1 pseudogene is annotated in these 339 nt (G+C 54.0%); it reads left to right on the forward strand.

The annotated features are described in order from the left end of the window. Positions 1–69: 69 nt before the first annotated feature. Positions 70–339 (forward strand): annotated as a pseudogene (locus ACXIUA_RS01225) (cytochrome B); the annotation flags it as partial.

The raw sequence follows: 339 nt of genomic DNA on the forward strand, positions 1-339 counted from the left end.
ACTCTGCTTGGGTAGGACGAAACCTTAATCGGTTATCGAAAATTGTGTGGATCAGGAAGGCAGACACACGTGAATCAGCGTAGAAAGTTCGGAGTCGCCCGTAAGCTCGGCGTCCTCGGCGTTGCCACCGGTAGCGCAGCCTTGCTTGCCGGCTGCGATGTTAATCCTCCGGAGAACGGCTTCTTCAAGCTGCTCCGCTTTGGTTGGCCGGAAGGTGTGACCCCGGAAGCACAGTCCATGGGTAACTTCTGGGTTTTGACCTGGGTTGCAGCTTGTATTATCGGCATCATCGTTTGGGGCGTTACCCTTTACTCGATGGCAAACTTCACAGCTAAGAAG

It is taken from the genome of Corynebacterium sp. UMB8791 (genome assembly GCF_054166365.1).